24 protein-coding genes are annotated in these 23336 nt (G+C 69.7%); 12 read left to right on the forward strand and 12 right to left on the reverse strand.

Annotated features, from left to right (window positions below):
* Window positions 1-35: 35 nt before the first annotated feature.
* Both QTH86_RS25860 and QTH86_RS25865 read right to left on the reverse strand, forming a co-directional pair.
* Complete coding sequence (locus tag QTH86_RS25860; RefSeq protein WP_286649032.1) at window positions 36-1037, reverse strand: response regulator transcription factor; 1002 nt, start codon at window positions 1035-1037, stop codon at window positions 36-38.
* Window positions 1034-4624: a hybrid sensor histidine kinase/response regulator gene (locus QTH86_RS25865; protein WP_286649129.1), complete on the reverse strand. Its 3591-nt coding sequence runs from the start codon at window positions 4622-4624 to the stop codon at window positions 1034-1036. Before QTH86_RS25865 ends, QTH86_RS25860 begins: the two co-directional genes overlap by 4 nt.
* Before the next feature lie 81 nt (window positions 4625-4705).
* Between QTH86_RS25865 and QTH86_RS25870 the strand changes: the two genes are divergently transcribed.
* From QTH86_RS25870 to ureG, 8 genes are all read left to right on the forward strand, one after another.
* Window positions 4706-5008 (forward strand): urease subunit gamma, encoded by a 303-nt coding sequence (locus QTH86_RS25870; RefSeq protein WP_183025330.1) that lies wholly within the window; start codon window positions 4706-4708, stop codon window positions 5006-5008.
* A gap of 34 nt (window positions 5009-5042) precedes the next feature.
* Entirely contained in the window at window positions 5043-5666 is a 624-nt protein-coding gene (locus QTH86_RS25875; protein ID WP_286649033.1) for a HupE/UreJ family protein, read from the forward strand.
* A 10-nt stretch (window positions 5667-5676) separates the two neighbouring features.
* Complete coding sequence (locus tag QTH86_RS25880) at window positions 5677-5982, forward strand: urease subunit beta (RefSeq protein WP_286649034.1); 306 nt, start codon at window positions 5677-5679, stop codon at window positions 5980-5982.
* Entirely contained in the window at window positions 5983-7701 is a 1719-nt protein-coding gene (gene ureC / locus QTH86_RS25885; RefSeq protein ID WP_286649035.1) for an urease subunit alpha, read from the forward strand.
* A gap of 4 nt (window positions 7702-7705) precedes the next feature.
* Window positions 7706-8185, forward strand: coding sequence for a GNAT family N-acetyltransferase (locus tag QTH86_RS25890; protein ID WP_286649036.1), 480 nt, complete (start codon window positions 7706-7708; stop codon window positions 8183-8185).
* 73 nt (window positions 8186-8258) lie between these two features.
* Window positions 8259-8864, forward strand: coding sequence for an urease accessory protein UreE (gene ureE / locus QTH86_RS25895; protein WP_286649037.1), 606 nt, complete (start codon window positions 8259-8261; stop codon window positions 8862-8864).
* A complete protein-coding gene (locus QTH86_RS25900) occupies window positions 8861-9556 on the forward strand; it encodes an urease accessory protein UreF (protein WP_444814100.1) in 696 nt (231 codons plus the stop codon). The genes ureE and QTH86_RS25900 overlap by 4 nt, the downstream gene beginning before the upstream one ends.
* A gap of 21 nt (window positions 9557-9577) precedes the next feature.
* Window positions 9578-10228 (forward strand): urease accessory protein UreG, encoded by a 651-nt coding sequence (gene ureG / locus QTH86_RS25905; RefSeq protein WP_286649038.1) that lies wholly within the window; start codon window positions 9578-9580, stop codon window positions 10226-10228.
* An 18-nt stretch (window positions 10229-10246) separates the two neighbouring features.
* Here ureG and QTH86_RS25910 read toward each other — a convergent pair whose 3' ends face one another.
* The 3 genes from QTH86_RS25910 to QTH86_RS25920 form a co-directional block, all read right to left on the reverse strand.
* Window positions 10247-10654: a hypothetical protein gene (locus tag QTH86_RS25910; protein ID WP_286649039.1), complete on the reverse strand. Its 408-nt coding sequence runs from the start codon at window positions 10652-10654 to the stop codon at window positions 10247-10249.
* Window positions 10655-10826: 172 nt separating this feature from the next.
* Window positions 10827-13190, reverse strand: coding sequence for a cytochrome P450/oxidoreductase (locus tag QTH86_RS25915; RefSeq protein WP_286649040.1), 2364 nt, complete (start codon window positions 13188-13190; stop codon window positions 10827-10829).
* Window positions 13191-13206: 16 nt separating this feature from the next.
* Window positions 13207-14181 carry a Bug family tripartite tricarboxylate transporter substrate binding protein gene (locus QTH86_RS25920; RefSeq protein ID WP_444814101.1) on the reverse strand — a complete coding sequence of 325 codons (975 nt, stop codon included), beginning with the start codon at window positions 14179-14181 and terminating at the stop codon, window positions 13207-13209.
* A 113-nt stretch (window positions 14182-14294) separates the two neighbouring features.
* Here QTH86_RS25920 and QTH86_RS25925 point away from each other — a divergent pair, with 113 nt between their 5' ends.
* Window positions 14295-15143: an IclR family transcriptional regulator gene (locus QTH86_RS25925; protein WP_286649041.1), complete on the forward strand. Its 849-nt coding sequence runs from the start codon at window positions 14295-14297 to the stop codon at window positions 15141-15143.
* On the opposite strand, the gene QTH86_RS25930 is transcribed toward QTH86_RS25925, so the two are convergent.
* Both QTH86_RS25930 and QTH86_RS25935 read right to left on the reverse strand, forming a co-directional pair.
* Window positions 15140-15682 (reverse strand): Rrf2 family transcriptional regulator, encoded by a 543-nt coding sequence (locus QTH86_RS25930; protein ID WP_286649042.1) that lies wholly within the window; start codon window positions 15680-15682, stop codon window positions 15140-15142. The two genes, QTH86_RS25925 and QTH86_RS25930, sit on opposite strands and share 4 nt — an antisense overlap.
* A 46-nt stretch (window positions 15683-15728) precedes the next feature.
* Window positions 15729-16421, reverse strand: a complete 693-nt coding sequence (locus QTH86_RS25935; RefSeq protein ID WP_286649043.1) for a Bax inhibitor-1 family protein — start codon at window positions 16419-16421, stop codon at window positions 15729-15731.
* Between the two features lie 119 nt (window positions 16422-16540).
* On the opposite strand from QTH86_RS25935, the gene nhaR reads away from it, so the two are divergent.
* Window positions 16541-17437, forward strand: a complete 897-nt coding sequence (gene nhaR / locus QTH86_RS25940; RefSeq protein WP_286649044.1) for a transcriptional activator NhaR — start codon at window positions 16541-16543, stop codon at window positions 17435-17437.
* A gap of 38 nt (window positions 17438-17475) precedes the next feature.
* Entirely contained in the window at window positions 17476-17976 is a 501-nt protein-coding gene (locus tag QTH86_RS25945; protein ID WP_286649045.1) for a C40 family peptidase, read from the forward strand.
* A 17-nt stretch (window positions 17977-17993) separates the two neighbouring features.
* On the opposite strand, the gene QTH86_RS25950 is transcribed toward QTH86_RS25945, so the two are convergent.
* Genes QTH86_RS25950 through QTH86_RS25965 form a run of 4 tightly spaced genes read right to left on the reverse strand, consistent with a single transcriptional unit; the run spans window position 17994 to window position 21413 of the window.
* Complete coding sequence (locus QTH86_RS25950) at window positions 17994-18899, reverse strand: class I SAM-dependent methyltransferase (protein ID WP_286649046.1); 906 nt, start codon at window positions 18897-18899, stop codon at window positions 17994-17996.
* Window positions 18896-19954 (reverse strand): glycosyltransferase family 4 protein, encoded by a 1059-nt coding sequence (locus QTH86_RS25955; RefSeq protein WP_286649047.1) that lies wholly within the window; start codon window positions 19952-19954, stop codon window positions 18896-18898. Before QTH86_RS25955 ends, QTH86_RS25950 begins: the two co-directional genes overlap by 4 nt.
* Window positions 19955-19971: 17 nt before the next feature.
* Window positions 19972-20388 carry a 6-pyruvoyl trahydropterin synthase family protein gene (locus tag QTH86_RS25960; RefSeq protein ID WP_286649048.1) on the reverse strand — a complete coding sequence of 139 codons (417 nt, stop codon included), beginning with the start codon at window positions 20386-20388 and terminating at the stop codon, window positions 19972-19974.
* Window positions 20389-20414: 26 nt separating this feature from the next.
* Window positions 20415-21413, reverse strand: coding sequence for a zinc-dependent alcohol dehydrogenase (locus QTH86_RS25965; protein ID WP_286649049.1), 999 nt, complete (start codon window positions 21411-21413; stop codon window positions 20415-20417).
* Between the two features lie 72 nt (window positions 21414-21485).
* Between QTH86_RS25965 and QTH86_RS25970 the strand changes: the two genes are divergently transcribed.
* Complete coding sequence (locus QTH86_RS25970; RefSeq protein ID WP_286649050.1) at window positions 21486-22277, forward strand: CDP-alcohol phosphatidyltransferase family protein; 792 nt, start codon at window positions 21486-21488, stop codon at window positions 22275-22277.
* A 16-nt stretch (window positions 22278-22293) separates the two neighbouring features.
* On the opposite strand, the gene QTH86_RS25975 is transcribed toward QTH86_RS25970, so the two are convergent.
* Window positions 22294-23313, reverse strand: a complete 1020-nt coding sequence (locus QTH86_RS25975; RefSeq protein ID WP_286649051.1) for a phosphotransferase family protein — start codon at window positions 23311-23313, stop codon at window positions 22294-22296.
* Window positions 23314-23336 lie beyond the last annotated feature (23 nt).

The following is a 23336-nucleotide window of genomic DNA, read 5'->3' on the forward strand; positions in this document are numbered from 1 at the left end:
CGTGCCGGGTCGATGACAACGGCGGTCGGACGCGCTCAGATCTCGAACTGCGGCTGCAACTCGCGGATGCGCTTGGTCGCCACGCCGGCGGCCGCAGTGCGCGTTTCGACACCCAGCTTGACGTAGACGCGCTCGAGGTGCTTCTTCACGGTGGCCGGGCTGCTGCCGAGGATCTCGCCGATGTCGCGGTTGGTCTTGCCCTTGACCACCCAGTACAGCACCTCGGCCTCGCGCGCGGTGAGCTTCAGGCTCAGGCTCATCGCCTCGATGACGGAGGTGTCGGACACCTCGCGCATGATGATCAGCCAGTCGTCCCCCGCATCGTCGTGGCCGGTCTGCTGGTGCAGCCGCAGCGTGAGCGAGCGTGCGCCCTGCACGATGGACAGTGGCGGCGGCTCGATCTGCGCCCGCTGCACGTCGGGCAGGTGGCGCTGCAGCCAGTCGAGCACGGCCGGCGGCGTGGCGGGCGCCACCGTGTCGCAGTAGCGCTGCAGCATCTCGCGGGCCAGCGCGGTCTGCCAGATGATGCGGCCCTCGGGCAGGCGCACGGTGATGCTGGCGTAGCCGAACGCATCGAGCGCGTTGCGCGCCTGGCCGGCCTGCTGCGCCTCCTGCCGCGCGCGGCGGGCGCCCTGCAGGTGCACGTTCATGCGCGCCAGCACCTCCTTCGGCTTGATCGGCTTGGTGACGTAGTCGACACCACCGGCTTCCAGCGCGGCGACCAGGTGCTCGGTCTCGGTCAGGCCGGTCATGAAGACGATCGGGATGTGTGCGGTGGAGGCATCGGCCTTCAGGCGGCGCGCGACCTCGAAGCCGTCCATGCCCGGCATCATCGCGTCGAGCAGCACGATGTCGGGCCGGGCCTGCGTCGCGCGGGCCAGCGCGGCCTCGCCGCTGGTCGCGACCAGCACGGTGTAGCCGGATTCGTCGAGTGCATCGTGCAGCACCGCCAGGTTGTCGGGCACGTCGTCGACGATCAGCACCAGGTCGGCGTTGCGGGCGAATTCGCGGGTCGGCGGGGGTATGGCAGCGTTCATGCCGAGCCCTCCGGCGAGGCGGCCGTGCCGCAGTCCATCGCCTCGAAGCGGAACTGGCGGGCCAGCGCACGCTGGGCGGCGGTCCAGGCCGCGCATTCGGGTTGGGCGGCGTCGATGGCGTCGAGCTGATTCATGATGCCGCGAAAGTAACCCAGACCGACCGCTTCCTCCAGCGCGCGCAGATGCGTGGGCGACGGGCGCACGAGCGCGACGGGTGCCGCCGGCGCTTCGGCCGGTGCGGCGGCGGTATCGGTCCAGCGGATGGCCAGCTGGCGCTCCAGCCAGTCGAGCAGTTCGCTGTGGCGCACCGGCTTGACGAAGAAGTCTTCCGGCGCGATGCCCACGTCGTTCTCCAGCCGCTTGTCGAAGGCATTGGCCGAGACGATGGCCACGCAGCGCGGCGCCAGCGCGTTGTCGAACCCGCGTGCGCGGCGAATGGTCTCCCAGCCGTCGATGCCGGGCATCGCGAGGTCGACGAACATCGCGTCGGGCCGGAAGCCGGCGGCGACGAGGTCCAGCGCATCATGGCCGCTGGCCGCCGTGCGCAGTTCGAAGCCCAGCGGCGCCAGCACGTCGACCAGCAGGTCGCGATCGGCCTCTTCGTTGTCGACCACCAGCACGCGCAGGCGCGGCCCCTGGTAGCCGCGGCGCGGGCGCGCCGCCACCGCAGGCACCGTGGCCACCCGGCCGGCCGGCGCGGCCTCGTGCACACGCGGCAGGAAGAGCCGCACGCGGAACACCGAGCCCTCGCCGGGCGTGCTCTGCACCGACATCTCGCCACCCATCAGGTCGGTCAGCATCTTGGCGATGGTCAGGCCCAGCCCGGCACCGGGCGCCGCCGCGCGTGCGCTCACGCCCGCGGCATCGCCCCGTGCGAAGGGCTCGAAGATGCGGTCGATCTCGTCGGCCGACATGCCGGGGCCGGTGTCCTCGACCTCCAGCGTCGCGAACTCGCGCGCATAGCGCAGCCGCAGCGTCACCTCGCCGTCGCGGGTGAACTTGATGGCGTTGCCCAGCAGGTTGATCAGGATCTGCCGCACCCGCTTCTCGTCGGCGCGCACCACCTCGGGCACGTTGCCCGCCGCGTCGAAGCGAAAGGCCAGCCCCTTCTCGGCCGCCTGCAGCTCGAACATGTCGGCCAGCTCGCGCATCGCCTCGGCGAAGTGCATCGGCCGCGCATGCAGCGTGAGCTTGCCGGCCTCGATGTGCGCGATGTCGAGCGTCCCCTCGATCAGCGACAGCAGGTGCTCGCCGCCGCGCTTGATCACGGCCACCGCCTGCTGGCGGTGCGGCGGCACCGTGGCGTCTTCGCCCATCAGCTGCGCGTAGCCGAGGATGGAGTTGAGCGGCGTGCGCAGCTCGTGGCTGATGGCACTGATGTAGCGGCTCTTGGCCTGGTTGGCATGGTCGGCCTGCTCGCGCGCGATGTCGGCGCTCTGCTTGGCGGCCTGCAGCGCACGGTCGGTTTCCTTGTGCAGCTCGATCTCGCGCATGAGCAGCCGCGTCTGGCGGTTCGACTCTTCCTGCGCCACCTTGCGGCTCTGGTGCGCCAGCACCAGCCACCAGGCGACGATGCCGGCGATCAGCAGCAGCGCCATGTAGCTCTTGAGGAAGCCCGACTTGAGCGAAGCGTGCTGCGCCTTCATCACGGCCGTGGCGGCATCGCCGGCCGGCATCAGGCCCAGCGCGCTTTCGCCCAGAGCGCGCAGCTCCTGCTGGTAGAGCACGCCGAAGACCGTGGCCAGCAGCGGCACGATGACCAGCGTGAGCAGCAGGAAGTGGCCGAGCCCCGTGTCGAGGTACGGCCACACACGGCGCGGCAGCAGCCAGCGCAACGCACCCGACCACTGTGTCGACAGGCTCGCCTGCGGCTTGCACAGATCGCCGCAGCGGGCGTCGAGCGTGCAGCACAGCGAGCAGATCGCGCCCTGGTAGGCCGGGCAGTGGGCCATGTCCGGGCCCTCGTAATCCTGCTCGCAGATCACGCAGCGCTGCACCTTCAGCCGCTGGTAGGGGCCGGCATCGGGCTCGAACTGGATCCAGTGGATGCCCTTCACGCCGGCGTCGGCGGTGCGCTGCACCGGGCCGCGCGCCAGGTAGTACTTGCCCCGCGTGGCCCAGGCGATGAGCGGCGCGGCCACCAGGGCCGTGCCCATGGCGATGAGCGCCGAGAAGGCCTGCGCCAGGGGCCCGAACACGCCCAGGTGCGCGGTGATCGACAGCCCCGACGCCAGCGCCATCGCACCGACGCCCACGGGGTTGATGTCCCAGAGGTGCGCGCGCTTGAACTCGATGCCCGGCGGCGACAGGCCCAGCGGCTTGTTGATGACCAGGTCGGCCACCACGGCCATCATCCAGGCGATGGCGATGTTGGCGTAGAGGCCGAGCACGTCGCCCAGCGCCTCGAACACGTTCATCTCCATCAGCATGAAGGCGATGAGCGCGTTGAACACGACCCACACGACCCGCCCCGGGTGGCTGTGCGTGACGCGCGAGAAGAAGTTGCTCCAGGCCAGCGAGCCGGCGTAGGCGTTGGTGACGTTGATCTTCAGCTGCGAGATGACCACGAACACGGCCGTGGCCGCGACCGCCCAGCTGTAGTTCGGAAAGACGTACTCGAAGGCCGCCAGGTACATCTGGTTCGGATCGACCGCGCGCTCGGGCGGCACCATGTGCGTGATGGCGAGGTAGGCCAGCATCATCCCGCCCAGCATCTTGAGCACGCCCATCACCACCCAGCCGGGGCCGCCCATCAGCACCCCGCCCCACCAGCGCTTACGGTTCGCCGGGGTGCGCGCGGGCATGAAGCGCAGGTAGTCGGCCTGCTCGCCCAGCTGGGTGATGAGCGCGATGCCGACGGTCAGCGCGGCACCGAACAGGTGCAGATTGAAGCCGGTCGACCGCGCCGAGGCGCCGTCGTAGTGCGTCAGGCCAGCGAATGCACCAGGGTCGCGCATCAGCACATAGCCGAAGGGCACGACCATCATCAGCAGCCAGACGGGTTGGGTCCACATCTGGAGCCGGCTGATGGCCGACACGCCGTGGGTCACCAGCGGAATGACCACCAGCGCGCACACCAGGTAGCCCCAGGCCGGCGGAATGCCCAGCGCCAGCTCGAGCGCATAGGCCATCACCGCCGCCTCCAGCGCGAAGAAGATGAAGGTGAAGGACGCGTAGATCAGCGAGGTGAGCGTCGAACCGATGTAGCCGAAGCCGGCGCCGCGGGTGAGCAGGTCCATGTCGACACCGTAGCGCGCGGCGTAGGTGCTGATGGGCAGGCCGGCCAGGAAGATGATCAGGCCGGTGACCAGCACCGCCCAGAAGGCATTGATGAAGCCGTACTGCACCAGCAGCGTGGCGCCGACCGCCTCGAGGATGAGAAAGGACGCCGCGCCGCCGAAGGCCGTGTTGGCCACCCGCCATTCCGACATCTTGCGAAAGCGCTGCGGCGTGTAGCGCAGCGCATAGTCTTCCAGTGTCTCGCGCGCCACCCAGCTGTTGTAGTCGCGCCGGACCTTGACGATGCGCTGCGGCGCGTCGTCGGGCAAGGGAGGAAGGGCGGCGTCGTTCACACCGTTTCGGTGCAGGTTCTGTGCCACGGCACGAGTGTTGCATCGGAGGGACAGCTGCCCATAATCGGGTTTCTTTCCGCCACCCCGACCGCCCTCATGGAACTCACTCCGCGCGAAAAAGACAAGCTGCTGATCTTCACGGCAGCGCTGCTGGCCGAGCGCCGCCAGGCCCGCGGCCTGAAGCTCAACTACCCCGAAGCCGTCGCGTTGATTTCCGCCGCCGTGATGGAAGGCGCCCGCGACGGCAAGAGCGTGGCCGCGCTGATGAGCGAGGGCCGCAGCGTGCTGACACGCGCCGACGTGATGGACGGCGTGGCCGAGATGATCCCGGACATCCAGGTCGAGGCCACCTTCCCCGACGGCACGAAGCTGGTCACGGTGCACCAGCCCATCGTCTGATTCCTTTCTTCATTGTTCCCGAGCGGAGACCTCCATGCGCCTGATGCGTTCCTCTTTCGCAGCCCTGCTGCCCACCCTGGCCGCAGCCGCCCTCGGCGCCCTGCCGCTGCTGGCCTCGGCCCATGTCGGCGCAGACGGCGCAGCGCACCACGACATCGGTTTCGCGCAGGGCTTCCTGCATCCGTTCACAGGGATGGACCACCTGGCCGCGATGGTCGCGGTCGGCCTGTGGAGCGCACTGATCGCGCGCAGCGCCCGTGACGTGCTGTGGGCACCCGTCGGCTTCGCGGCGATGCTGCTGGCCGGCGCCCTCGTCGGCCTGGCGGGCGTGCAGGTGCCGGCGGTCGAACCGATGATCGCGGCGTCGCTGCTGGTGATCGGCCTGCTGGTTGTCACGCGCCTGCGGCTGCCCGGCCCGGTCGCCGCGGCGGTGGTCGGCGCCTTCGCCGTCTTCCATGGCGTGGCACACGGCTACGAACTGGCGGGCGACCAGGGCGCGGGCTTCGCGATCGCCGGCATGGCGCTCGCCACCGCGCTGCTGCACGCCGGCGGCATCGCGCTCGGCTGGGCGCTGCGCCGTCGCACCGTCTGGCTGCCGCGCGTGGCCGGTGCGGCCGTCGCGCTGTTCGGCGCGGCGTTGCTCACGCAACTGGCTTGAGGCGTTCGGCATGATCCCCGGCGAACTCTTCACCGACGAGGGTGAGCACACCCTCAACCCCGGCCGCCGCACGCTCACGCTGGTCGTGCAGAACACCGCCGACCGGCCGATCCAGGTCGGCTCGCACTACCACTTTGCCGAGACCAACGGCGCGCTGGGCTTCGACCGCGAAGCGGCCCACGGCATGCGGCTGAACATCGCGTCGGGCACGGCCGTGCGCTTCGAGCCCGGCCAGCAACGCACGGTCGAACTCTGCGACTTCGCCGGCGAGCGCGTGGTCTACGGCTTTCGCGGCCTCGTTCAAGGAAAGCTCTAAATGGCGACCATCGGAAGGCGTGCCTACGCCGAGATCTTCGGCCCCACCGTGGGCGACCGCGTGCGACTGGCCGACACCGACCTCGTGATCGAGGTCGAGGCCGACTACACGCTGCGCGCCGGCGGCTACGGCGAGGAAGTGAAGTTCGGCGGCGGCAAGACGATTCGCGACGGCATGGCGCAGTCGCAGCGGATGCGAGCCGAAGGGACGGTCGACACGGTGATGACCAATGCGCTCATCCTCGACCACTGGGGCATCGTCAAAGCCGACATCGGCCTGAAGGACGGGCGCATCGTCGCCATCGGCAAGGCGGGCAACCCCGACGTGCAGTCGGGCGTCGACATCGTCATCGGTCCCGGCACCGAGGTGATCAGTTGCGAAGGCAACATCGTCACGGCCGGCGGCATCGACAGCCACATCCACTTCATCGCGCCGCAGCAGATCGAGGAAGCGCTCGCATCCGGCGTGACCACCATGCTCGGCGGCGGCACCGGTCCGGCCACCGGCACGTTCGCCACCACCTGCACGCCAGGCCCCTGGCACATCGAGCGCATGCTGCAGGCGGCCGACGCCTTCCCGATGAACCTGGGCTTCCTCGGCAAGGGCAACGCCAGCCTGCCGGCCGCCCTGCACGAGCAGATCGACGCCGGCGTGATCGGCCTCAAGCTGCACGAGGACTGGGGCACCACGCCCGCGGCCATCAGCAACTGCCTGGACGTGGCCGACGCCACCGACACGCAGGTGGCGATCCACTCCGACACGCTGAACGAATCGGGCTTCGTCGAGAACACCATCGCGGCCGTCAAGGGCCGCGGCATCTGCGCCTTCCACACCGAAGGCGCGGGGGGCGGCCACGCACCGGACATCCTGCGCGTGGTGGGCGAGGACAACTTCCTGCCCTCGTCGACCAACCCGACGATGCCCTACACCGTGAACACGCTCGACGAGCACGTCGACATGCTCATGGTGTGCCACCACCTGGACGCCGGCATCGCCGAAGATCTGGCCTTCGCCGAGTCGCGCATCCGCAAGGAAACCATCGCGGCCGAAGACATCCTGCACGATCTGGGCGCGATCAGCATGTTCAGCTCCGACTCGCAGGCCATGGGCCGCGTGGGCGAAGTCATCATCCGCACCTGGCAGACGGCGCACAAGATGAAGGGCCAGCGCGGCACGCTGCCGGAAGACAACGCGCGCAACGACAACTTCCGCGCCAAGCGCTACGTGGCCAAGTACACGATCAACCCGGCCATCGCGCACGGCATCGCGCACGAGGTGGGCAGCATCGAGGTCGGCAAGTGGGCCGACCTGGTGGTGTGGAAGCCGGCCTTCTTCGGCGTGAAGCCCTTCACCATCATCAAAGGCGGCAGCATCGCGATGGCCGCGATGGGCGACCCGAACGCATCGATCCCGACGCCGCAGCCGGTGCACTACCGGCCGATGTTCGGTTCGTACGGCGGTTCGCTGCACCGCAGCTCGCTCACCTTCGTCTCGCAGGCGGGCCTGAACGCGGGCATCGGTGAGCGCTACGGCCTGCACAAGACGTTGGCGGCCGTGAAGAACGTGCGCGGCGTGCGGAAGCACCACATGCTGCACAACGGCTACACGCCCAAGATGGAGATCGACGCGCAGACCTACGCGGTGCGCGCGGACGGGCATCTGCTGGTGTGCGAGCCGGCGACGTCGCTGCCGATGGCGCAGCGGTATTTCCTGTTCTGATCCGATGGCGGCAGACCTGCGCATTCGCCTGGACGACCTGCAAGACCCGCGCATCGCCGCGTTTCTCGAGGAACACCTGACCGACATGCGTCGGGTTTCACCACCGGAGAGCGTGCATGCGCTGGACCTGAATGGCTTGCGCCAGCCCGACATCCGGTTCTGGACCGGGTGGGTGGATGGGCCGACGGGCGAGGCGCTGGTCGCGACGGCCGCCCTGAAGCGTCTGGGCGACGGGCACGCGGAGCTCAAGTCGATGCGTACGGCCGGCTCGCTGCGCGGCCAGGGCATCGCCGGCAGGATGCTGGCGCACGTGATCGCCCAAGCGCGGGCGCTGGGCCATGCGCGGCTGAGCCTGGAGACAGGCAGCCAGCCCTTCTTCGCGCCGGCGCATGCGCTGTACGAGAAACACGGCTTCGAAGCCTGCGGGCCCTTCGGCACGTACATTGACGACCCGAACAGCCGCTTCATGACGCGTATGCTTTGATCGCGCTCGACAATGCGTCCTCTGTGTACCGTGGCGTTCCACCAGTGAACATTCCCGCCCTCTGAAGTCTTCCATGCTCAACGCCAACAAACTCATGCCCCAGGGCGGCGGTCTCGCCGCCGTGCTGCTCAAGCGCGCCGCCACGGTCGAACTCGACTGGGATGTGCGCCAGAAGAGTCGCTTCGACACCGTCGATTCGCAGGGTCGCCGCATCGGCGTGTTCCTACCCCGCGGCACGGCCGTGCGTGGCGGCGACGTGCTGGTGGCGGAGGACGGCTCGCTGATCAAGGTCGTCGCGGCGCCGCAGCCGGTGCTGGTCATCACGCACTGCACGCAGCACGGCACGCCCTTCGACCTGACCCGTGCGGCCTACCACCTGGGCAACCGGCATGTGCCGATCGAGCTCAAGCCCGATCACCTGAAGATCGAACCCGACCATGTGCTGGCCGCCATGCTGCGGTCGATGCATCTGATCGTCCGTGAAGCCGACGAAGCCTTCGAGCCCGAAGGCGGCGCCTATGCCGCGCACGGCGGCGGGCATGGACACGACCATGGCCATGGCCATTCGCATGGCGCCGCACCGGTCGGGCCGGTGCTGCATCCGGATGCCTACGGCGGTGGGCACGACCACTCGCACGATCATGGGCACCACCACGCACACGACCACTCGCACGGATGACCGACACCGCGGGTGCGATGCCCGCCGCCAGCCTCCTGCAGCTGATCTGGCTGGCCTCGCCGGCCCTGCCGATCGGCGGCTTCTCCTACTCCGAAGGCATCGAGGCCGGCGTCGAGTGGGGCGGGATCGACAGCGAAGCGCGCGCCTCGGACTGGATCGTCGACCAACTGCAACTGGGCCTCGCGCGCGGCGACCTGCCGGTGGTGGCGCAGTCGATCCCCGCCTGGCGCCGTGTCGACGCCGCGCGCATCGCGGCGCTCAACGCCTGGGTGCTGCAAACGCGCGAGTCCACCGAGTTCCTGCTGCAGACCGAGCAGATGGGCCGTTCCTTCGTCGAGTGGCTGAAACTGCACCATGACGACGTCGCCGCGCAGTTCGAGGGGCTGTCCATCACCATCACCTACCCGGTGGCCTTCGCCTTCGCGGCCAGCCGAACAGAGGCCAGCGTGCGCGACGGCTGCCTGGCCTTCGCCTTCGGCTGGGCCGAGAACATGATCGGCGCCGCCGTGAAATCCGTGCCGCTCGGCCAGAGCGCCGGCCAGCGCATGCTGGGCCGCCTGTCCGCCGAGATTCCTGCCGCGGTCGACCACGCCATCGCGCTCGACGACGACGAGCGCCAGGCTTTCTCCCCGATGCTCGCCATCCACTCGGCGCGGCACGAAACCCAGTATTCCCGGCTCTTCAGGAGCTGACTTTTTCGAACGAGACGCACCATGGCCTCCCCCCTGCACCACATCGCCAACCGCACCAAGAAACTGCCGCCCCTGCGCGTGGGCATCGGCGGGCCGGTCGGCTCCGGCAAGACCACGCTGCTGGAGATGCTCTGCAAGGCGATGCGCGACCAGTACGACCTGATCGCCATCACCAACGACATCTACACGAAGGAAGACCAGCGCCTGCTGACCGTCTCGGGCGCGCTGCCGGCCGAGCGCATCATGGGTGTGGAAACGGGCGGTTGCCCGCATACCGCGATCCGCGAAGACTGCTCGATCAACCTCGAAGCCATCGACCGCATGCTGGTCGAACACCCCGACGCCGACATCGTGTTCGTCGAAAGCGGCGGCGACAACCTGGCCGCGACCTTCAGCCCCGAACTGAGCGACCTCACCATCTACGTGATCGACGTGGCCGCTGGCGAGAAGATTCCGCGCAAGGGCGGTCCCGGCATCACCAAGAGCGACCTCTTCGTCATCAACAAGACCGACCTCGCGCCCTACGTGGGCGCCGACCTGGGCGTGATGGAAGCCGACACGCAGCGCATGCGCAAGCAGCGCCCGTACGTGATGACCAACCTGAAGACCAACACCGGCCTGGCCGAGGTCGTGGCCTTCATCGAAGAACGCGGGATGCTCAAGGAGGACTGAGCGCGTGGGGGCGGAAATTCAGAGTTCGCTCGCGTCCTTGAGCTGTCGCACCTTGTAGACCAGGCGCACGCTGGCCCCGCGTTCGCCATTCACCAACTGCGCATAGACATCGGTGTCGCCGGCGACCCAGGCGGCGTAGCGAGTACCCGGGTCGCGCGAGGCCAGCTCGTTGCCGAAGCGGCCGCGGCCCCAGCCCAGCAGCGCATCAAAGGCGCTCGCGCCGTGGTCGGGCAATGCACCGGCATCGGCCAGCCACTCGACGCGGCGCAATTCGGTGCCGGCGAAGTAGAAAGTCGGCTCAAAGGTCAGTCCCGCGATGGCCGTCGAGGCACCGCGCCACGTGCCGGCCAGGCCACCGGCTAGGCGCTGTGGCCGCGCCACGCGTTGCGCATCGGGCAGCGCGGCTTGGAGTTCAGCGGGGCTCATGCCCAGTTGCACGCCCGCTGGCAGCGATTGGGCGCCGGCCGCTGCAGCAGCGCACAGGGGGGCAACCCCAAGGAGAAAAGAACGGAGGAACGAAGGCATGGACCGGCGAGCGTAACGCGAAGCCGTTTCTGACAACGCTCGCCGTCCGAAGTTCAGCCGGCGTTGCAAGCCTTCACAGTTCCAGCACCAGGCGCTGGCCGCCGCAGGCGCGGGAGCAGCAGGTCATCATCTTCTGGTTGGCGTCGCGCTCCGCGCGGATGAGCACCACGTCGCGATGGTCGACCTCGCCGGCCAGCACCCGAACCTCGCACGAGCCGCACAAGCCCTCTTCGCAATCGCTCTGCACGTCGATGTTGGCGGCGCGCAGGGCATGCAGCAGCGTCTGGTCGGCCGGCACTTGCACGACGATGCCCGAATCCTTCAGCTCGACCTCGAAAGCCTGTTCCTTCGACGGATCGAGCGCGCCGAGGGTGGATTCGAAATGCTCCATCCGCAATGCATCGTCGGACCAATGGGCGCAGCACACTTCGAGTGCCTGCAGCATGCGCACCGGGCCGCAGGCGTAGATCTGCGTGCCGGGCTCGGGCGTGGCGAGCAGCGCAGGCAGGTCGTTGCGACCGCCCTCGTCGCTCACATGAAGATGCAGCCGCTCGCCGTGCAACGCGGCGAGCTCGTCGATGAAAGGCATCGCGCTGCGTCGCCGTCCGCTGTAGTGCAGCGCATAGTCGAGGCCCAGCGCCTGCGCGCGGCGCGCCATCGCGCTGATCGGCGTGATGCCGATGCCGCCGGCGATCAGCACCAGCTTGTCTCGCGACTCGTCGAGGCGGAAGTGGTTGCGCGGGCCGCGGATCTTCAGGCGGTCGCCCACGCGCACGTTCGCATGGATCCACGCCGAGCCACCCCGGCCGTCGGCCTCGCGCAGCACCGCGATCTCGAAAGCGTGCGTGTCGGCCGGGTCACCGCACAGCGAGTACTGGCGCGAGCGATCGGGCGATCCGCATTCGACGTCGATGTGCGAGCCAGGCGTCCAGCGCGGCAGCGGTCGGCCGTCGGGCGCGACCAGCCGCAGCTGAACGATGCCGTCGGCCACCGGCGTGATGCGCTCGACCACCACCGGCCGCGTGATCGCGTGGCGCGACGGTTCGCCGATGCGCACGGGCACTGGCACCGCCGCGTCGCGTACCTCGGCGCACATGCGCTCGGGGTTGCGCTGCGGGTCCCACTCGACCCACAGATGCTCCGGCCCGCGGAACGACGTGTTCGGCACGTAGCTGAACTGCTGCTCGGCCAGCCGCATGTGCGGCAGGCGGCGCGTGAACTCCTCCAGGAAGATCTGCATCTCCATGCGTGCCAGGTTCTTGCCCATGCACTGGTGCGCGCCGTAGCCGAAGGTCAGGTGGTCGCTCGCGTTGTCGCGGCGGATGTCGAACAGGTCGGCGTCCGCGAAGTGGCGGTCGTCGTGGTTGGCCGACGAGGTGACGATCAGCAGCTTCGAGCCGGCCGGGATCTCGATGCCGTCGATCTGCACGTCCTTCGTCGCCAGGCGCCGCCAGGCGGCGACGGAGCCGTTGTGGCGCAAGCACTCTTCCACCGCATTGGGAATCAGGCTCGGGTCTTCGCAGATCTCGCGCCACACGCTCGGGTGCTGCAGCAGCAGCTTCATCGCGTTGGCGGTGGCATTGGCCGTGGTCTCGTGCGCCGCGACGATGCCGGCCATCATCATCGAATGCAGGTACGAGTCGGTGACCACCTCGGGCTGCTCGCGCTGCTTGCGGATGCCGTACTGCATCCAGCCCGGCGCCTCCGGGTCCTGCCGCATCTTGTCGAGCACCTTGCCGGCGAACTGCCAGAAGTTGCCGACGGCGTGGGCCACGGCGACCTGCTCTTCCGGCTTGGGGCGGCCCCAGGTGTTGACCGTGTGCGCGATCGAATACTCGCGCAGCGTGTCCATGTCTTCCTCGGGCACGCCGAGGAAATGCAGTGCCACGGTCAGCGGCACTTCCCACAGCATCTGGTCGACCAGGTCCGCACGGCCGTCGTCGATGAAGCGGTCGACGTACTCGCGCGCCAGCGCGCGCACCATCGGCTCGTGGTGCTTCAACTCGTCGGGCGTGAACGGGTCCATCAACGCGCGGCGGCGCGGCATGTGCGCCGGCTCGTCTTCGTTCACCAGCGTGCGGTTGAGCGCAAAGCCGTACGACGCGAGCACCGCATTCGCCTCGTCACCGGTCGGCGTGATCTTCTCCAGCGCGATCGACGGGCTGAAGGTGTGGTGGTCGCGGAAGATCGCCTTGATGCTCTCGTAGCGCGTGACCACCCAGTAGCCGAGCTTGGGGCTGTAGAAGGTCGGCTCCTGCTCGCGCGCCCAGCGCACATAGTCGGGCGGGTCCTGCTGGTAGCCCTCTTCGAAGGGGTCGAAGGCGGCGGCGCGATGGCTGACGGGGCACCCGTTGGGCGCTGCCTGCGCCGATAACGCGCGGTGGTCCACAGGGCAGCCCGTGGCCACCGGCGCGCGAGGGTCGATCGCCGTCGTCATGCCGTTCGCTCCGCGCTCAATCGAGGGTGATCTTGAGATCGGTGATCAGCTTCTGCCAGCGCGTCGTCTCGTTGCGCAGCAGTTCTGCGAACTGCGCCGGCGTGTTGCCCACCGGCTCGACGCCGAAGTCGATCAGGCGCTTGCGCACGCCGGGTTCGTTGATGGCTGCGACCACCGACTTGTTCAGCGCGTTGACCACGTCCGGCGGCGTGGCTGCGGGCACCACCATGCCGACCAGCGCGGCGGCCTCGACGTTCTTGATGCCGAGCTCGGCGAAGGTCGGCACGTCGGGCAGCTGCGGCAGGCGCGTGGCGTTGGCCACGGCCAGCGCCTTGACCTTGCCGCCCTTGATGAAGCCGGCGCCGGCGGCCATGTCCACCATCATCGCCGGCACCTGGCCGCCGGCCACATCGGCCAGCGCGGGCGCCGCGCCGCGGTAGGGCACGTGGACCATGAACACCTTCGACTGGACCTTGAGCAGTTCCATCCCCAGGTGGTGCGGGCTGCCCGCGCCGGCCGACGCGTAGTTCATGCTGCCCGGCTTGGCGCGCGCCTGCGCGATGAAATCCTGCGCGCTGGCGATGCCGCTGTTGGCGCCCACCACCAGGATCATCGGGAAGCGGCCCATCAGCGTGACGGGCGCGAGGTCCTTCGTGGGGCTGTAGCTGAGCGACTTGTAGAGCGCCGGGTTGAACACCATCGTGCCGTTGTCGGCCGACAGCACGGTGTAGCCGTCCGCCGGGGCACGCGCCGTCTCGGCCGCGCCCAGCGCCGTGTTGCCGCCCGGCTTGTTGTCCACCAGCACCGGCTGGCCGACCTGCGTCGACAGCGTCTGGCCGATGGTGCGGGCGAGGAAGTCGGAACCGCCGCCGGCCGCGTACGGCACGATCCAACGGATCGGCTTCGACGGGTAGGCGGCGGGCTGGGCGGCGGCGTTCGTCGCGGCCCACATCGGCAGGGCGAGCAAGGCGCAGGCGAGGTATTTCTTCATCGTGTCTCTTTCGCTGGGAGGTGTCGGTATCGGGGGAAGAACTATTGCGTAATCGTAGTACGCAGTGCGTAATTCACCTCTCCGTGCCAACCCTGATCCCGACGCTTCGTCCGATGCCGACTTCTAAGAAACCCACCTCTTCTTCCGTCGACCCCACACCCCCGCGCGATCGGGAAAGGCGCCAACGTGTGCAATCCGCCGAAATGGGCATGGCGGTACTCAAGGGCCTGGCCCGCCTGGGCGGGCGCGCCAGCCTCACGGCGCTCTCGGCCCACGTCGGCGAGAGCCCCGCCAAGGTCCACCGCTACCTCGCGAGCCTGGTGGAAGAGGCGCTGGTGGTGCAGGACAGCGGCTCGCAGCACTACCACCTCGGCGCCGAGGCCATCCAGATCGGCCTGGCTGCCATGCGGCAGGCCGACCCGATCCGCGTGGCGGAGCCGGCCCTGGTCCGCCTGCGCGAGTCCCTGGAGGTGACCTGCTTCGTGGCGGTGATGGGCAACAAGGGGCCGACCATCGTGCGCTTCGAGGAACCCGGCCTGCCGGTGACGGTCAATGCGCGGGTGGGGTCGGTGCTGTCGATGCTGTGGTCGGCCACGGGCCGGGCGTTCCTGGGCTTCCTGGACGAATCGCGCGTGCGCGCGATGGCCGAGGAAGAAATGATGGCGGCACCCGCCGAACTGCGCCGCCAGCTCGATCCGGAAGACCCGCTGGGTGTGCTGCGGCGAGACATCCTGGCCGCCGGCTGCGCACCGGTGCAGGACACCTATCTGCGCGGTATCAGCGCGGTGGCGGCGCCGGTCTACGACTACACAGGACGCGTCTGCGCCGTGCTCACCGCGCTGGGGGCCAGCGGCGGCTTCGATCCATCGGCCGACGGACCGATCGCGACCGCCGTGCGGCGCGAAGCCACGGTGGCCAGCGCCCTGCTCGGGCACGGCACCGCGGCATCGATTGGCGTCTAGCCGGCGATACCGAAGCGCGCCAGTTCGAACACCGAGTTGGGCGCATTGGGGCGCGACGGCTTGACGGCCGCGCGCAGCGGCTCGGGGCGCTTGGCCGCGGGCTCTTCCTGCGAATGCAGCTGCACGCCGAGCGCGATCTGGTCCTCGACCAGCTTCTGCAGGTTCACCGAGTCCAGGAACTCGACGACCTTGCGGCTGAGCGAGTCCCACAGTTCGGGCGTGGCGCAACGCTGCGCGTCGTCCGCCGCCTTCGCACGGCTCTTGGCACCGGCGTCGTCCGCCGGGCCATCGACGGCGAACAGGATGTCGGCCACGGTGATCGACGCGGCATCGCGGCCCAGGCCGTAGCCGCCGCCCGGACCGCGGGTCGACGCGACCAGGCCATGGCGCCGCAGGTCGGCGAACATCTGCTCGAGGTACGACAGCGAAATGCGCTGACGACGGCTCAAGACAGCCAGGGAGATCGGCCCGGTCTTGCGATGCAGGGCGACGTCGATCATGGCAACGACCGCAAGGCGGCCCTTGGTACTCAGGCGCATGGTGTTGTTCCTTTCTGGCGCAGGGTCGATGAACGGAAAACGCAGATCACTCGTCGCGGCCGCCGCCGATGCCCAGCAGCATCAGCAGCGACTGGAAGACGTTGTAGAGGCTCAGGTACACGCCCAGCGTGGCACTGATGTAGTTGGTTTCGTAGCCATCCTTCACGCGCTTGAGGTCGTGCAGGATGAAGGCCGAGAAGATGCCGATGGTCAGCACCGACAGCGTGATCATCAGCGCGCTCGACTGGATGAAGAAGTTCGCGATGCCCGCGACCAGCAGCAGGATGGCACCGATGAAGAGCCACTTGCCCATGGACGACAGGTCGCGCTTGATCACCGACGACAGCGTGGCCATGCCCAGGAACACGGCGCCCGTGCCGGCGAAGGCCGTCATGATCAGTCCGGCGCCGTTGGCCAGGCCGAGCACCGAGCCCACCAGGCGCGAGAGCATCAGGCCCATGAAGAAGGTGAAGGCCAGCAGCACCGGCACGCCGGCGGCCGAGTTCTTGGTCTTCTCGATGGCGAACATGAAGCCGAAGGCGCCGACCAGGAAGACGACCATGCCGATGCCCGGCGACATGGCACGCGTGAGGCCCGTGGCGACGCCGACCCAGGCGCCCAGCACCGTGGGCACCATCGACAAGGCGAGCAGCCAGTAGGTGTTGCGCAGCACCTGGTTGCGCTGCGCCGGGGTGGCCAGGGCGCCATGGGCGCCGTAGCTGGAAAGGGTCTCGTTCATGTGATGTCCTTGGTGGAAAGGGAAAGAGTCGAAGTGGACTGTAGGCCTATCGAGGCTTCGAGAAAAGTCGAATTTTCGGCATCATTACTTCGCTTAAAGCTTAGTATTTGGTCCGAGCCATGAATTTCAAGCACCTCTATTACTTCTGGGCGGCGGCCAAGGCCGGCGGCATCGTGCGCGCCGGCGAACAGTTGCACATCACGCCGCAGACGCTGTCGACCCAGATTAAGCTGCTGGAGGAATCGATGGGCTGCCACCTGTTCCAGAAGCACGGGCGCGGCGTCGAACTCACGGCCGAGGGCCGCACCGCGCTCAGCTATGCCGAACAGATCTTCACGCTGGGCGCGGAACTGGAGGCCGCCGTCGGCAACAAGCGCGGCGGCGGGCGCACCCTGCACTTCCGCGTGGGCATCGCGGACGCCGTGCCCAAGGCCATGGCCTACCGCCTGCTGGAGCCGGCGCTCTCCGTGTCGGAGCCGGTGCGCCTCATCTGCCACGAAGGCCACTTCCGCGACCTGCTGGGGCAGCTGTCGGTGCAACGGCTCGACCTGGTGATCGCCAACGAGCCGATGGGCAAGCAGACCAGCGTGAAGGCCTTCAACCACACGCTGGGCATCACCGGCATGAGCTTCTTCGCCGCGCCGGCCCTGCACCGCACGCTGACGCAGCCCTTTCCGCAATGCCTGGACGGCGCGCCGATGCTCATCCAGGGCTCGGCCTCCGCGATGCGGCAGCGGCTGGACCTCTGGCTGGCCGAGCACGCGCTGCGCCCCCGCTTGATCGGCGAATTCGACGACGCCGCCTTGCTCAAGGCCTTCGGCGGCGAAGGCCGCGGCGTCTTCATGTCGCCCACGGTGCTCGAGGACGAAACCTGCGCGCAGTACGGCGTCGAGGTGATGGGCCGCGCCTCCGAACTCGTGGAGGAGTTCTTCGGCATCTCGGTCGAGCGGCGCATCACGCACCCCTGCGTGGCCGCGATCACGCGCGCGGCGCGGGTGCAGTTCCCGCGGAAGTGACGGGACGGATGGCTGATCTGGCGCCGTACCATTCGCGCATGAACGTCAAGCACGCCCGGTTCGACACGCTCCTGCGTGTCGGCGTCGTCAGCGCCGGTCTCGTCCTGGCGGGTTGCGCGAGCGGCCCCGCACCGAAGGGCCGCGCACCCGTCGCCTACAGCGCCCTCACGCCGACGCAGGCACAGGACATCGCCATCCACGCGCTCGGACTGGTCGGCACGCCCTACCGCTACGGCGGCAACACGGTCGACGGCGGCTTCGATTGCAGCGGCCTCATCAACTACGTCTACCGCAGCAGCGCCGGCGTGGCCCCGCCGCGCACCGTGGCGCAGCTCGCCGGCTTCGGCCAGCCCGTCGACAGCCGCGACCTGCAGACCGGTGACCTGGTGCTCTTCGGCGGCGGGCGCCCCACCCATGCCGGCATCTACGTCGGCAACGGCCAGTTCGTGCATGCACCGTCGAGCGGCGGCGACGTGCGGCTGGACAAGCTGAACGGCCCGTACTGGTCGCGGCAGGCGCTCGAGGTGCGCCGGCCCTGACGGCCGCACGGTGCGCGTCAATCGTCCGCAGTGCGCCAGCCCAGCAGGTCGATGTGGCCGACGCGCAGGCGCGTCGCGCCCAGCGTGGCGAGACGACGCGTATGCCAGGCATCGATGGGCCGCGCGTGCGCCGGGCATTGCTCACGCGCGGCATTCGCCATGCCATCGACCAGGGCACGCAGCATCGCGCGATCGGCGGCGCTGCGCGTGCCGTCGACGACCCAGTCGCTTTCCGCGCCCTGAAGGCGATAGCCGGCGGTCGCCAGGGATTGCGTGGCCACCTGCACCGCGGCGTCGCCGAGCGCGGCGCCGAAGCCCTTGTCGCGGCGCTGGTGTGCACGGAAGGCCTCGTGCACCAACGCGTCGTCGGCCTCCGCATCGGTCCACGTGAGACGGCCGTCGACACTGAGCGCCCAGCACACGGCGGCACCGATGCCAGCGCATCGCGCCACCAGCGCCTCGAGCCAAGGCGCCGACACGAGGTCGAGCAAGGCGGCGCAGGTGACCAGCTGCGCGCCGTCGAACGGCACGGTGTCGGCATCTGCCGCCAGGTCGGCCTGCACGCACGCGATGTCGAGCTGGAGACCGCCACCGTCGACGCGCAAACCGTCGCCGCTCGGCCGGACCCGCCAACCGTGCGGCCGAGCCCAACGCATCAGCGCCTCGGGCACCGCGGCCAGCAGCGCCGCATCATGGTCGACCAGGCGCCAGCGCTGCATCCCGCCCAGACGCGGCGCGAGCTCGCGCAGGTTCGCGCCGGTGCCGCAACCGAGGTCCAGCACGGTGATGGCGGCATCGCCGGTGCGTTCGTGACGCAGTTGCGTCGCGAGGGCCTTCCAGTCGAACGCAGCGGCGGCCGACGCGCGCGCCGCGCGGTCGAAGGGCTCGCGCTGCGCCAGCCAGTCGGCGCTGAAGCCGCTCATGGCGCCACCGCATCGAGCACGGCCGCGAAGCGCGCGCCGGCGTCGTCCCAGGTCGGCAGGCGCTCGGCCGCCTCACGTGCGCCGGCGGCCAGCGTGGCGCGCCAGTCCGCGTCGTCCATCAGGCGCCGCAGCGCATCGCGCAAGGCATCGGCATCGCCGGGCGGCACCAACACGCCGGCGCTGGCCGGCACCGTGTCGGCGATGGCGCCCGCCGCGCAGCTGACGATCGGAAGGCCATGGGCCAGCGCTTCCGCCAGCGCCATGCCGTAGCCCTCGTGAAAGGACGGCAAGACGAACAGGTCGGCCTGGGCGTAGAGCGCCTCGAGCGCCGGCCCATCGACTTCGCCGTGCCACGTGACGCGCGCGGCCAGGCCATGGCGCGCGACGCCGGCGCGCACCGCAGCGACCGTCGCGTCGTCGCGCGCCAGGCTGCCGGCGCAGTGCAGGTGCCACGCCCGGTCCGGCAGGCCCGCCAGCGCCTCGATGAGCACCGTGTGGCCCTTGCGCGCCGTGACGGTCGCCACGCACAGCAGCGACAGGGCACCGGCACCCGCACCGCCGCCCGTCGCCTGGGGCGCGCGATCGGTACCCGGCTCCACCACCGTGATGCCCTCGGACGGCACGTCGAAGGTGGCGAGCGTCTGCGCGGTCGAGGGGCTGGTCACGACCACATGGCGCGCGCAGGCCAGGGCACGCCGCTCGCTGTCGAAGAGCCGAGCCTGCTCGGCCGGCGACAGCCCCGACTCGAAGGCCAGCGGGTGGTGCACCAGCGCCACCCAGCGCAAGCGCCGTGCGTGTTGTGCGACGAGATCTGGCAAGGCCGAGAAGCCGAGCCCATCGGCCACCACCAGTGCACCGTCGGGCAACGCGTCGATCACCCGGCGCGCCTGCTCGCGGGCGGTGGCATCCGGTTGCGGAAACCCGTCGCCCGGCGAGCACCGCGTGACGCGCCATCCGGCGGCGCGCAGGCCATCGACGATGTGGCGGTCGTACAGGTAGCCGCCGGTGCGGCTGTCCCAGTCGCCGGGCACGAGGAAGATGCAGTCGCGCGACATGCGGCGTGCAGTGCGCCTCAATGGGCCTGTGCGTCGTTCAACGGGCCTTCGTAGGCCGCCCAGGCCACGTGCGATTCGTTGAGCCGCACACGCAGCGATTCGAGTCCGCCGGCGTGCGCGCCCAGTTCCCCTGCGGCGCTCGCCGCGGCGATGCGATCGAAGATGACGCGTGCCATGAACTCGGTCGTGGTGTTCTGCCCCGCGAAGGCCGGGTCGTCGTCGAGGTTGCGCAGGTCCAGTTCGCCCAGCACGCGGCGCAGCACCTCGGTCGCGAGGGCGATGTCGACCACCATCCCGTCGGCATCGAGCGCGCGGCGGCGGAATTCGGCGTCGACCACGTAGGTGGCGCCGTGCAGCCGCTGCGCCGGGCCGAAGGCCTCGCCGCGGAAGCTATGGGCGATCATGAAATGGTCGCGGACGTTGACGCTGTACATGGCGGCGGTCTTTCGGAACAGGAGGTTCAGGCGTAGTCGATGCGATGGCACAACGTGTCGGGCGCACCGGCGGCCAGGCGCGCGAGCACCTGCGGCAGATCATCGAAGGATGCGGCGTCGGTGACCAGTGTGTCGAGCACCGGGTCGCGCAGCAGCGACAGCGCGAGCGCCATGCGCCGCGCGTGTGTCCAGCGGCCGCGCTGCGCGGTGGCCACATGCCCGACCTGCGAGCTGCGCAGTGTCAGCCGCCGGGCATGGAAGGCCTCGCCCAGCGGCAGCGCGACGGCGCGGCGGCCGTACCAGCTCAGCTCGAGCACGGTCGCTTCGAAACCGGCCAGCCCCAGCGCCGTGACCAGCCCGGCCGACTGGCCGCTGGCATGCACGACGAGGTCGGCGTCGGGGGTGGCCTCGGCCGGCAAGGCGAAGGCCAGCCCCAGGCGCGCGGCGACCTGCGCCCGCTCGGCGCGAACATCGACGAGCTCGACCTGCACCCCTGGCATGCGCGAGGCCAGCCACGCGACCAGCAGGCCCACCACGCCGCCACCGACCACCGCGACGCGGTCGCCGACGCGCGGTGTGGCGTCCCACAGCGCATTGACCGCCGTCTCCATGTGGGCCGCGAGCACCGCCCGCGCGGGCGGCAGGCCGTCGGGCAACCGGTGCACGGCGCCCTGCGGCACGACGTAGTGCGTCTGGTGCGGGTACAGGCAGAAGACGGCCCGGCCCTGCAGTGCAGGCGGCCCCGCGTCGACGACGCCGACGCTGGCATAGCCGTACTTCACCGGCGCGGGAAATTCGCCCTCCTGAAACGGCGCACGCATGCGCGCGTGTTCGCTCTCGGGCACCTCGCCGTTGAACACCAGCAGCTCGGTGCCGCGGCTCACGGCGCTGTGCAGGGCGCGCACCCGCACGTCGCCCTCGCCGACCGGCCCGAGCGTGCCGCTGCGGATCGCGGCGCGGCCAGGCGCCTCGGTCCAGCAGGCGTAGAAGTCATCGGACACCACAGGGGGATGAATTGCTGGCATGCTCATTTCGTTGCCGCCACGGCGGCACCCGGACGCTGGCCGATTCGGCGATGACCGATCTTAGTGAAGACGATGTTCAGCCACACCGCCCCACCGCGACCGCACCGCACCAGCGAGCGCGAAACACGTGACACCCGCGATGCGCATGCCGCGCTCCGGCGCGACGCGGCATTCGTGATGGCGTGCACCGGCCTCGGCCTGGTCGCTGTGGCCGCCGGGGTCACGGTCGCGGCAGGGATGGGCGCATGGTTCGTGCCGAAGGCGATCGCGGTGTTCGGCGTCGCATCGGCCCTCGTGTGGCGTGCCCTGCCGACGCACGCGCCACAGCGGCGCTTCGGCGCCGCCAACGGCATCACGCTCTTTCGCCTGGCGCTGGTCGCGTTGCTGGCCGCCAGCGTCGGCGAGCCGGCGTTGCACACGCCGCTCTTGGCCTGGTTCGCCGTCGGGCTGGCGACCGTCGGCGCGCTGCTCGATGCGGCCGACGGTGCCATCGCCCGCCGGCGCGGCCAAGGCAGTGATTTCGGCGCGCGATTCGATATGGAGACCGATGCGCTGCTGATCGCGGTGCTCAGCGTGCTGGTGCTGGCCCTCGACAAGACCGGCGCCTGGGTGCTGGCGGCCGGCGCCCTGCGCTATGCGTTTGTGCTGGCGGCCGGCGCTTGGCCCTGGCTCGCGGAGCCCCTGCCGCCGAGCGTGCGGCGCAAGACGGTGTGCGTGGTGCAGATCGTCACGCTCATCGTCTGCCTCGGCCCGATCGTCACACCGGAATGGGCCGGCATGATCGCCGGGGCCGGGCTGGCGGCGCTCGCCTATTCGTTCGGGGTCGACATCCTGGCGCTGGCCCGCCGCAGCCCCAGGTCCTGATCGGCAGGCGCAGGCGCTAATCGATCAGCGCGACCGCACGGCGGGCGAAGCCGGCCGCCTGCGCGCCGACCTGCACCGCATCGTCGGCCGCCGCGCTGCCGCTCTTGGCACGCGCGGCGATGCCTTCGAGGATCACCGCGAAGCGGAACAGCGAGAAGGCCAGGTGGAAGTTCGTCACCGGCTCGGCGCAGCCGCCGCTGCGCTGGTAGTGCGCAACGTACTCCGCCTGCGTCGGGATGCCCTCGGCGGCCAGGTCGATGTCGCGCATGCCTTCGAACTCGTCGGCGCCGGTGTGCCAGGCCATGCAGCTGTAGGCCACGTCGGCCAGGGGGTGGCCGAGCGTGGACAGCTCCCAGTCGAGCACCGCGATCACGCGTGGCTCGGTCGGGTGGAACATCAGGTTGCCGAAGCGGAAGTCGCCATGCGCGATGGTGGTCTGGTCGCTCGGCGGAATGTTCGCGGGTAGCCAGGCGATGAGGCGGTCGATGTTCGCGTCCTCGCGGGTGCGCGAGGCATCCCACTGGCGGATCCAGCGCGTGATCTGGCGCTGGAAGAAGTTGCCCGGCTTGCCGTAGTCGGTCAGGCCGGTGGCGGCCAGGTCGACCCGGTGCAGCTTCGCCAGCGTCTCGGCCATGGCGAAGTAGTAGGCGCGCCGCTCGGCCGGCGCGATCTGCGGCAGCGCGTAGGTCGACATCACCCGGCCGTCGAGCTTGTCCATGACGTAGAAGGGGGTGCCGACGACGCTGCGGTCGTCGCAGTACAGCACGGCATTGGGCACCGGCACGTCGGTGCCCGACAGCGCGCGCAGGATGCGGAACTCACGGTCGACCGCATGCGCCGAGGGCAGCAGGTCGCCCGGTGGCTGCTTGCGCAGCACCAGCGCGCGGTTGTCGAAGTCGACGAAGAAGGTGGGGTTCGACTGGCCGCCGCCGATGCGCGCGAGGCGCATCTCGCCGTCCAGGCCGGGGATGGCCCGGCGCAGAAAGTCGCGCAGGCGGGCCGGGTCGAATTCGGGGGTTGTCTCTGTTTTTGTCATGAGACGCATTGTCGGCGCGCGAC

Source organism: Variovorax sp. J2L1-78, from assembly GCF_030317205.1.
Taxonomy (GTDB): domain Bacteria; phylum Pseudomonadota; class Gammaproteobacteria; order Burkholderiales; family Burkholderiaceae_C; genus Variovorax; species Variovorax arabinosiphilus.

Bases quoted from the DNA above. Each gene is read 5' to 3' on its own strand.
- QTH86_RS25860 (WP_286649032.1), bottom strand. From the start codon at position 1,037: ATGAACGCTGCCATACCCCCGCCGACCCGCGAATTCGCCCGCAACGCC.
- QTH86_RS25870 (WP_183025330.1), top strand. From the start codon at position 4,706: ATGGAACTCACTCCGCGCGAAAAAGACAAGCTGCTGATCTTCACGGCA.
- QTH86_RS25875 (WP_286649033.1), top strand. From the start codon at position 5,043: ATGCGCCTGATGCGTTCCTCTTTCGCAGCCCTGCTGCCCACCCTGGCC.
- QTH86_RS25880 (WP_286649034.1), top strand. From the start codon at position 5,677: ATGATCCCCGGCGAACTCTTCACCGACGAGGGTGAGCACACCCTCAAC.
- ureC (WP_286649035.1), top strand. From the start codon at position 5,983: ATGGCGACCATCGGAAGGCGTGCCTACGCCGAGATCTTCGGCCCCACC.
- QTH86_RS25890 (WP_286649036.1), top strand. From the start codon at position 7,706: ATGGCGGCAGACCTGCGCATTCGCCTGGACGACCTGCAAGACCCGCGC.
- ureE (WP_286649037.1), top strand. From the start codon at position 8,259: ATGCTCAACGCCAACAAACTCATGCCCCAGGGCGGCGGTCTCGCCGCC.
- QTH86_RS25900 (WP_444814100.1), top strand. From the start codon at position 8,861: ATGACCGACACCGCGGGTGCGATGCCCGCCGCCAGCCTCCTGCAGCTG.
- ureG (WP_286649038.1), top strand. From the start codon at position 9,578: ATGGCCTCCCCCCTGCACCACATCGCCAACCGCACCAAGAAACTGCCG.
- QTH86_RS25910 (WP_286649039.1), bottom strand. From the start codon at position 10,654: ATGAGCCCCGCTGAACTCCAAGCCGCGCTGCCCGATGCGCAACGCGTG.
- QTH86_RS25915 (WP_286649040.1), bottom strand. From the start codon at position 13,190: ATGACGACGGCGATCGACCCTCGCGCGCCGGTGGCCACGGGCTGCCCT.
- QTH86_RS25920 (WP_444814101.1), bottom strand. From the start codon at position 14,181: ATGAAGAAATACCTCGCCTGCGCCTTGCTCGCCCTGCCGATGTGGGCC.
- QTH86_RS25925 (WP_286649041.1), top strand. From the start codon at position 14,295: ATGCCGACTTCTAAGAAACCCACCTCTTCTTCCGTCGACCCCACACCC.
- QTH86_RS25930 (WP_286649042.1), bottom strand. From the start codon at position 15,682: ATGCGCCTGAGTACCAAGGGCCGCCTTGCGGTCGTTGCCATGATCGAC.
- QTH86_RS25935 (WP_286649043.1), bottom strand. From the start codon at position 16,421: ATGAACGAGACCCTTTCCAGCTACGGCGCCCATGGCGCCCTGGCCACC.
- nhaR (WP_286649044.1), top strand. From the start codon at position 16,541: ATGAATTTCAAGCACCTCTATTACTTCTGGGCGGCGGCCAAGGCCGGC.
- QTH86_RS25945 (WP_286649045.1), top strand. From the start codon at position 17,476: ATGAACGTCAAGCACGCCCGGTTCGACACGCTCCTGCGTGTCGGCGTC.
- QTH86_RS25950 (WP_286649046.1), bottom strand. From the start codon at position 18,899: ATGAGCGGCTTCAGCGCCGACTGGCTGGCGCAGCGCGAGCCCTTCGAC.
- QTH86_RS25955 (WP_286649047.1), bottom strand. From the start codon at position 19,954: ATGTCGCGCGACTGCATCTTCCTCGTGCCCGGCGACTGGGACAGCCGC.
- QTH86_RS25960 (WP_286649048.1), bottom strand. From the start codon at position 20,388: ATGTACAGCGTCAACGTCCGCGACCATTTCATGATCGCCCATAGCTTC.
- QTH86_RS25965 (WP_286649049.1), bottom strand. From the start codon at position 21,413: ATGCCAGCAATTCATCCCCCTGTGGTGTCCGATGACTTCTACGCCTGC.
- QTH86_RS25970 (WP_286649050.1), top strand. From the start codon at position 21,486: ATGTTCAGCCACACCGCCCCACCGCGACCGCACCGCACCAGCGAGCGC.
- QTH86_RS25975 (WP_286649051.1), bottom strand. From the start codon at position 23,313: ATGACAAAAACAGAGACAACCCCCGAATTCGACCCGGCCCGCCTGCGC.